This is a genomic window from Jeotgalibaca caeni (assembly GCF_028863945.1).
Classification (GTDB): Bacteria; Bacillota; Bacilli; order Lactobacillales; family Aerococcaceae; genus Jeotgalibaca; species Jeotgalibaca caeni.
The window spans coordinates 1-1,649 of the sequence record NZ_JARBEA010000121.1 but is presented as its reverse complement, the minus strand read 5'-3'; the positions used below and the strand labels follow the sequence as shown (position 1 = coordinate 1,649).

Here is a 1,649-nt window from a genome sequence, read left to right as displayed (position 1 = left end):
AAACATACTAAGATTAGTAGGTAGAAACCCCGACGGGGGTTCCTGCCTACTATTTTCTTTTTTTCAGATATAGTAGTGGTGAAAGGAAGCCCGACCTTACTCTCAAGGACTCCGAGTCCGAAATATAAACCGGGCTCCTTCACTGTCATTTCAGAATCAGGTTTAAGTATGTGGGACTGCGAGTCCGTGTAAAGGAAATGGGAATCGAAATGAATCAGTGAGGGTCTTTCAAACTAAACGAGAAAGCGAGGAGAAAGCCATGTTTGTAGTCGCACTAGACGTTTCCATGAAGAAAAGTTATGCCGTCATCTATAAAAATGATACTTGCTTATGGGAGGGGAACATTGCCCACACGAAAACAGGATTTGGCATCCTACTAAATGAAATCCGGAACCTGCCGCAAGTCCCGGATATGGTTTTTGAGGCCACTGGTGTCTATTCCCGGCCGGTAGAAGCCTTCTGCCAAAAGAATGGCCTGTCCTACACCCTGCTGAACCCGCTTCAAGCCAAGAAACAACTGGAAGAAGATACCTTGAGGAGTTGGAAGACCGACAAACAGGATGCTCACAAGTTGGCGCAAACACATGCCGGGAAAAGGCGGACACCGAAGGTGGTGCAGGAAGATGTCTACCAAAATCTGCGTGATTTATCCCGCTTCTACCAAGAGGTGGAGGAGGAAATCAAAAGAACCCGTATGCACCTGCACAACTGTCTCCAGCTCACCTTCCCAGAGCTAGAACAGTTTTTCTCGAACGGGATCAACCTTTACGTCCTGACATTGATTAGTCTGTTTCCACACCCTAACCTGGTATTGCGGTCCACACCGACTAAAATAAAAAACCTGTTAATTAAATCTACAAGGAAAAACATCTCCGAAAACCGTGCCCGCAAGAAGGCGGAAGAACTAATCGTCCTGGCACAAGATGCTTACCCAACTGCGGATGAAAACAGTGTCCATTGTCAAAAGACCATCTACTATGCGGAAAGGCTCCAAGACTTGCTCCTCCAAAAGGAGGCGATCCAAATCCAGATGATAGGCATAGCGAGGGAACTCCCTGAACACGATCTATACATCACGATTCCAGGTGTTGGAGAGTTAACTTCAGCCTTACTAATCGGAGAGTTGGGGGACGTGCGGCGATTTGAAACGTCCAATCAACTGAATGCCTTTGTGGGCATTGATATCCGCAGATACCAATCGGGTAACTATACAGGGAAGGATCATATCAATAAACGCGGGAATCCAAAGGGGCGGAAAATCCTATTCTTCACGGTCCGCAACATGATACGCCAACAGAAAGCTGCACCGAATCATATCGTGGATTATTATTATAAATTAAAAAAGCAACCCGTCCCCAAGAAGGACAAGGTTGCAGTCGTAGCCTGCATGAACAAACTACTGAAGTGTATGCATTCCATGGTGAGGAACGATACCAAGTACAACTATGCGTACACGGCCTCTGAGGGCCAATCTATAGCATTAATATAACATAATCCTTTTCAAAAAAATAGGAAAAGGGATGTCTATTTGTCATGTTCTTATTTTCTAAAATAGCTACCAATCACTTTACTCTCCAAAGGAGAGCTCAACTAAGTAAAAAATATCTGTATTTATTAATATTATTTCTCTTGACTAAACGTAGGAAAGA

At 44.5% G+C, this 1,649-nt stretch carries 1 protein-coding gene; it reads left to right on the top strand.

What is annotated here, in order from left to right:
* Positions 1 to 259 precede the first annotated feature (259 nt).
* Positions 260 to 1,489 (top strand): IS110 family RNA-guided transposase, encoded by a 1,230-nt coding sequence (locus PVE40_RS12685; protein ID WP_274732297.1) that lies wholly within the window; start codon positions 260 to 262, stop codon positions 1,487 to 1,489.
* Positions 1,490 to 1,649: the final 160 nt, after the last annotated feature.

Excerpts from the sequence above, each read along its gene's own strand:
- PVE40_RS12685 (WP_274732297.1), top strand. The coding sequence starts at position 260 with ATGTTTGTAGTCGCACTAGACGTTTCCATGAAGAAAAGTTATGCCGTC.